At 61.4% G+C, this 6,302-nt stretch carries 6 protein-coding genes; 3 read left to right on the plus strand and 3 right to left on the minus strand.

Annotated elements, in window-relative coordinates:
- Nucleotides 1-52 precede the first annotated feature (52 nt).
- From MU551_RS21680 to MU551_RS21690, 3 genes are all read left to right on the plus strand, one after another.
- The gene (locus MU551_RS21680; protein WP_247048623.1) at nt 53-577 is read left to right on the plus strand and encodes a hypothetical protein; all 525 of its coding nucleotides are present in this window, start codon (nt 53-55) and stop codon (nt 575-577) included.
- Between the two features lie 280 nt (nt 578-857).
- The gene (locus tag MU551_RS21685) at nt 858-1,961 is read left to right on the plus strand and encodes an S-(hydroxymethyl)mycothiol dehydrogenase (protein WP_247048624.1); all 1,104 of its coding nucleotides are present in this window, start codon (nt 858-860) and stop codon (nt 1,959-1,961) included.
- Nucleotides 1,961-2,581 (plus strand): MBL fold metallo-hydrolase, encoded by a 621-nt coding sequence (locus MU551_RS21690; RefSeq protein ID WP_247048625.1) that lies wholly within the window; start codon nt 1,961-1,963, stop codon nt 2,579-2,581. Before MU551_RS21685 ends, MU551_RS21690 begins: the two co-directional genes overlap by 1 nt.
- 107 nt (nt 2,582-2,688) lie before the next feature.
- Here MU551_RS21690 and MU551_RS21695 read toward each other — a convergent pair whose 3' ends face one another.
- The 3 genes from MU551_RS21695 to MU551_RS21705 form a co-directional block, all read right to left on the minus strand.
- Nucleotides 2,689-4,194 carry an HNH endonuclease signature motif containing protein gene (locus tag MU551_RS21695; RefSeq protein ID WP_247048640.1) on the minus strand — a complete coding sequence of 502 codons (1,506 nt, stop codon included), beginning with the start codon at nt 4,192-4,194 and terminating at the stop codon, nt 2,689-2,691.
- Between the two features lie 36 nt (nt 4,195-4,230).
- Nucleotides 4,231-5,040 carry an IclR family transcriptional regulator gene (locus MU551_RS21700; protein WP_247048626.1) on the minus strand — a complete coding sequence of 270 codons (810 nt, stop codon included), beginning with the start codon at nt 5,038-5,040 and terminating at the stop codon, nt 4,231-4,233.
- Between the two features lie 363 nt (nt 5,041-5,403).
- Entirely contained in the window at nt 5,404-6,090 is a 687-nt protein-coding gene (locus MU551_RS21705) for a GntR family transcriptional regulator (RefSeq protein WP_372489911.1), read from the minus strand.
- Between the last annotated feature and the right edge of the window lie 212 nt (nt 6,091-6,302).

Consider the following 6,302-nt stretch of genomic DNA (forward strand, 5'->3'; position numbering starts at 1 on the left):
ACTTCGTCGAGGCTTCGCCATAGTTCAAACCATCCAGTCCTATCGGAGGACCATGAAATACGACCCGGCCACGCCACCTGAGGTTGCCCTCGCCGTAGCTGTTGTGCAGCGCCGAGCCGTGGTGTTCGGATGGTGGTATTTCCCAATGCTGCTGGCCATCTGCGGGGCGGTCTATGCAATCACCGCACTGGCGGTTGGTCAGGCCGCGGAAATTGAGACCGGGATGGGGATGACCGTCCTGGGATTGATCATGTCGGGGCTAGGCTGGCTGATCTCGGCTGGACTGAGGTTCAGCAAAAAGCCACCCAATCCTGCCGGATACATCCCACGGGTGGAGCAGGCGATCCGTAGCAACCCACCGGTCATCATCTTCTGCTTCATAATGGCGGCACTGTCATTCCTCGGAGGGATTGCCATGATCATCCTCCTCAACTTCGGGCGAATGGCTGCTGTCCCGGTGGCCATCTCGATCGCAGCCTTCTTCCTCGGCGTCGCATTTTCAATGATTCTGAACCAACGTCTCCTGGTGGCAGCAATGAAGGTGAGAGTGTGGCAAGGACCGAACCCAACCCGGTAATCATCCCGGAACGTCCCCTCTACTACGGGCCATTGTTGGCATTTGGGCCACTATTGACACCCTTGCGTGCTGACTGCCATATTTTTCAGTACGCGCCATGTGCATCTTGTTGTGTAATACGCAATTCTCGATCGGCCAAGTGATCCCAGCCAGCCTGGAACCATCCCTTTGGGCGCAGCGAGCCATCCCTTTGGGTAGCGGCCACTGGACGCCCCAGACTCTAGTATTTGGTAGTCGGGTGGGCGCTATTCGTCCGACCAACGAAAGGAACACAGGAAACATGGTTCACAAAGTAAAGGCAGTCATCGCCAAGGAAAAGAACGCTCCGGTTACGGTGGAGACCATTCTGGTACCGGATCCGGGTCCAGGCGAGGCCTTGGTGGACATCCTCACCTGCGGCGTCTGCCACACCGACCTCCACTACAAGCAAGGCGGAATCACCGATGATTTCCCCGTCCTGCTGGGCCATGAAGCCACAGGGGTTGTCAGCGCGGTCGGTCCCGGCGTTACCGAAGTGGCGGCAGGCGACCGTGTCATCCTCAACTGGCGGGCCGTCTGCGGCAGCTGCCGGGCCTGCGCCAAGGGACAGCCGCAGTACTGCTTCAACACCTACAACGCCACACAGAAGATGACCCTTGAGGACGGCACCGAACTCTCGCCCGCACTCGGCATTGGCGCCTTCGCTGAGAAGACCCTTGTGGCTGCAGGGCAGTGCACCAAGGTGGATGACGACGTCGATCCCGCCGCCGTCGGGCTGCTCGGCTGCGGTGTGATGGCCGGAATTGGGGCCGCGATCAACACTGGCGAGGTAAAGCGCGGCGAGTCTGTGGCGGTGATCGGTTGCGGCGGCGTGGGTATCGCCGCCATCGCAGGGGCGAAGCTGGCAGGTGCCACCACGATCATCGCCGTCGATATCGACGCCAACAAGGTGGAGCTGGCCAGGTCCCTGGGCGCCACCCACGGGATTGATTCCTCCAAAGAGGACCCGGTCGAGGCCATTAGATCCTTGACGGGAGGCAACGGTGCTGATGTGGTGATTGACGCCGTCGGCCGTCCGGAGACGTACAAGCAGGCGTTCTACGCCCGCGATCTAGCAGGCCGCGTGGTGCTGGTGGGCGTCCCGACGCCGGACATGAAGCTCGAACTGCCGCTGCTGGATGTCTTTGGCCGGGGCGGCTCCCTGAAGTCATCCTGGTACGGGGACTGCTTGCCGTCCCGCGACTTCCCGATGCTGGTCCAGCACTACAAGCAGGGAAACCTGAACCTGGACGCGTTCGTCACGGAGCGGATCACCATTGACCAGGTGGAGGAGGCCTTCGAAAAGATGCATGAGGGCAAGGTCCTCCGATCAGTAGTTGAACTCCCTCAGGTGGTGAAGCTCTGATGGGCGTCACCATCGAGAACCTGGTCACCTCGGGAACTTTTTCGCTCGACGGCGGTACTTGGGACGTGGACAACAACGTCTGGATCGTGGGGAACGACGACGAATGCGTGATCATCGACTCCCCGCATGACGCTGCCGCAATTATCAGCCAGGTCCGCGGCCGGAAGGTGCTGGCCATCCTGCTGACGCACGCGCACAACGACCACATCGGGGCGGCCAGGGAAGTTGCTGAGGCAGTGGATGCGCCAATCCACCTGCACCCTGACGACCTGATGCTGTGGGAGCAGGTCTATCCCGGCGACAGGCCGGAGCAGGACCTTGCTGACGGCGACGTTATAGAGGTGGCAGGCGCGAGTCTGCGGGCCATCCATACCCCCGGTCATTCGCCCGGCTCCACGTGTTTCCTGTTAGAGGAGGAAGGAACGGTGTTCACCGGAGATACGCTCTTCAACGGCGGTCCTGGCGCGACCGGGAGATCCTACAGCGACTACCCCACTATCCTCACATCGATCCGGGAGCGCCTGCTCACACTCCCTCCCGCGACCGTGGTGCGCACCGGTCATGGCGACAACACCACCATCGGAGCGGAGCAGGAGACGCTGGCGAAGGTTTCACAGTAGCCGGTGAACTCAACACATATAAGGCGCGCCGGGAATGCCTGGCGCGTCTTAGTTCCGCCCGGAACCAGCCGGGAACAGCACAAAGAAGACCCTGGTCGGTTAGGAAATCAGGCGTCGGCGTGGAGGAACTGCTGCAATGAGTCCTCTCCCAAGGTCTGACCGGCGTGCTCGAAGTACGAGTGGCGGCACGGAGCATAAGGCGGGGTTGAGTGCGGCAGCTGCTTTTCCGAGTTCAGCGCGGGCAAATTCAGCGTGCGTTTTAGATTCCTGGGCCAGTTAGGTGGTTCCCAGTCCTGCTGTTCGCTTCTGTAGTGCCGCCCGGAGGGTGAGGTCCATCCGGGAGGTTCGTTCTTTGCCGCCGCTGTGGGGGTCCAGGTGCTGGCGTGCTTGAGCCGGTGGTGTTTGGGGCAGGGCTGTCCGAGGTTGTTGATACCGGTGGTTCCGCCCTTGTGCCAGGCGAGGAGGTGGTCTGCTTCGTTGTCCAGCGAGTGGTTGCTACAACCCGGGAAGGGGCATTTTCCGTCGCGCAACCGGAGCCAGTTGCGCATGGCTTTAGTGAGCCGGTAGCTTGTGCGGCCGATTTCCAGCGGCGCACCATCGCGCGGATCGACCAGGACCCGGTAAAACGAGTCGGCGCCGTTGGCAACAAGGCCCCTGGCCATGGAGGCTGGGATCGGACCGTACCCGTCGAGCATCGCAGGCTCATCGGTGGCACCGAGCAGCGAAAACACGGGCACCGTCACCAGGACCTGCGCGCGAGGGGGCGGGACATGCCCGGGCCGCATGCCAGCGCTCCCAGTGCTCAGCACGCCCGCAGCCAGCACATCGGCCCGCAACTGGGGGAGGGTCCTCGACTCGTCGGGTCCCTGTAGGCCCCTTGCGACGGCAGTGGTGCGGTTCCAGATCCCATTGGCTGTGGCTGCAGGCAGATAGACAGACAGCCACGCCATGCCGTCGTGATCGGGCGTGTACTCCACGCGCCGGTCCAAGGCACCTTTGGCGTGCCGCTTTTCGATGCTTTCAGCGTGGTGGCGTTCGCGCCAAGTGCGGGCCTTGTGACGGAACCGCGATGCCGGCAGTTCCCCGGGAGGGCAGCCACGGGCCGGATGGGGCGCCTCAGGATCCAGGAAATGTGCTTCCAATGCCCCTGCTCCAACGGGATCAAGACAGGCTGCTTCATCGATCATGGCCCGGGCATGCTGCCAGGAAATGCTGCCGGCCTGCAGTGCAGAAAGGGTCAGCGGCAATGTGGTGGTGAGTGCATGGGCCTGGTCCAGCAACGCTCCAGCGGCGCGTTCGCCGATGGTCAGCACGCACGCGACCTCAGCGGTGACAGACATTTCCCGGGCCGCGGCATCCTGCGCTGACGCAACTGGTGAGGCGAGGGAAGCGGCCGTCTCCGTGTATGTCGCAGCAGCCGCGGCCTTAAGAGCAGCCATCTGCGCCTCGGACCTGGAGACCCGGGCGAGGATATCCAGGCAGCCGTGGGCCAAGCCGCCCAGCGGATCTGGAGCAGATGACGGCCCGGCTCCAGAGTCAGCTACTTCGGCAGTAAGCACAGCAATGGCAGCCTCGATGGCGTCAAACGCCCCCACCACTGCTCCGCCGTCCATGCCTCCATCATCTTGCAAGGGTCCGACATTTTAGCGTTAGCGTCTCGTGTAGCCCATGTTCGCGCTGATCTGCAGCCCTGCCTGCTTCAATGCCTCAACGAGACCCGGCGTCTTCTCAGGATCAAAACGGAAAGCAGGCCCGGAAATACTGACGGCGCCGATTACCATTCCCACATGGTTGTACACGGGAACAGCCATGGAGTTGAGTCCGATCTCGAACTCTTCCCGGGCAACGCCGTAGCCCTGGCGGGAAACGTCCAGCAGTTGCTTTTCCAGCTTTCCCCTGTTGGTGAAGGTCCGGGGAGTCCTGGCAGGCAGGCCGGTCTCCTTCAGGATCTGCTCTCTCTCGTCGGCCGAGAGCGCCGCCAGCAGGACCTTTCCACTGGAGGTGGCGTGAAGTGGCGTGAGACTGCCCACCCAGTCGTAGGTAGCCAATGTTGAGGGGCCCATCGCCTGGTCCACATTCACGGCGTAGTTGGATCGCAGAACGGCCAGGTTTACAGTTTCCTTGTATTGCTCCGCCAGGCTTTCCAGCACAGGGCGGGCCTCCCGGACCAGGCTCAGTCTGCCGGGGATGGAGCTGGCCAGCCTCAGGATTCCGAAGCCCAGCTGGTACTTTCCGCGTTCGCTGTTCTGGTAGACCATCTCCCTGCTCACCAGCGAGCCGAGCAGCCGCGAAGCAGTGGATTTGTGAATGTGCATCTCTTCGGCGATTTCGCTCACGCCGGCATGGCCGTCGCGAGCGAGGATTTCCAGTACAGCCAATGCCCTGTCTACGGACTGAACGCCGCCGTGCTGCCCGCCCTCAGCGTCAATGTCAGATTCAGGGTCAGTGTTTGCAGCCATGATCCATGCTCTTGAGTAGTTTCTGGCGCCCGCAGACCCGACAAAAGGCCGCCTCTAGCGTTACCTCGATTAGTTCCACAGTTTGATCCTAGACCGGGAAGTACGACGAAGCTGACATTGCGTGGCGGTTTGACGCGCAGATCAAATCCGCGGATTCTTTGCATCTCCGCGCGGGCATTCCGTCGAGGCCTCAGCCGTGCGACACTTGAGAAATCGATCGGCCTGGGGGACCAAGTCAGGAGATTATTGTGGCGGGATGGGCGTACCTTATAGCCGGAATTATGACCGTGGACGCAGCCTTGCTGGCACTGATTCTGCTCAGCGTGAAGTGGCCTAAACTCCGGAAACGGAGGTAGCGACTGGCTACAGAACCTTGCGGATTGTCTGCTCAAAGCTCGTTACATGGTGAAGGGCAAGCTCACCTGCTTTGTCGGCGTCACCCTCAGCCACCGCCTTTAGTAAGTCCACATGCTCGGTGATGTGGCCGCTGACCGACGGGACTTTGTCCAACACAAGGCACCAGATACGCGTCGCGAGGTTGTCGTAGCGGATCAGGGTGTCTTCCAGATGAGGATTGGCAGCAGCCTTGTAAATCAACCTATGCACTGTCAGGTCATACCGCATGAGATCCCGGGACTCCGCGGGGCTGGGGTCCATTGTGGCGATGGTTGTTGCCGTGGCAAGGAGCTCCTGCCGCATTTGGGCGCTTGCCCTCTTTGCGGCGCGACGTGCAGCGAGCGGCTCCAGGAGTTCACGGATCTCGGAGACATCGGCCAGCTCGGTGAAGTCCACGCTGGTGGCGAACGTACCGCGTCGCGGGTAGGAGACCACCAGATGGTCGATTTCAAGACGTTTGATGGCCTCCCTTACGGGTGTGCGGCCATAGCCAAGTTCAGCCGCCAGCTGTCCGTCGTTGATCGGCTCGCCGGGCCTGATTTCGAGCATGATCAGCTTGTCGCGCAACTGCCGGTAGGCTGCCTCTGCCTGGGACAGGACGGCATCTTCTGCTGCCGGCGGTAGGACGGGAAGTGCGTTCAAAGGACTCTCCATTCCTCGGTATCTGGCCCAAGCGGAATCTTGGTCGAGCTTAGTGACTCTGCTGTAATTCCAATCCTAACATCGCGCCGGAGAATTGATATATCAGTCCGTCTCCTACATGTGCGGGTGAACCGGAAGTGGTCACGCACCGGATCATTTCCATTGCACAGACGCTGGGCGGAGAAACCCTCTTCACCACACAGGGGGATGCCAACCCGCATCCG

This window comes from Arthrobacter rhizosphaerae (assembly GCF_023062595.1).
GTDB lineage: Bacteria > Actinomycetota > Actinomycetes > Actinomycetales > Micrococcaceae > Arthrobacter > Arthrobacter rhizosphaerae.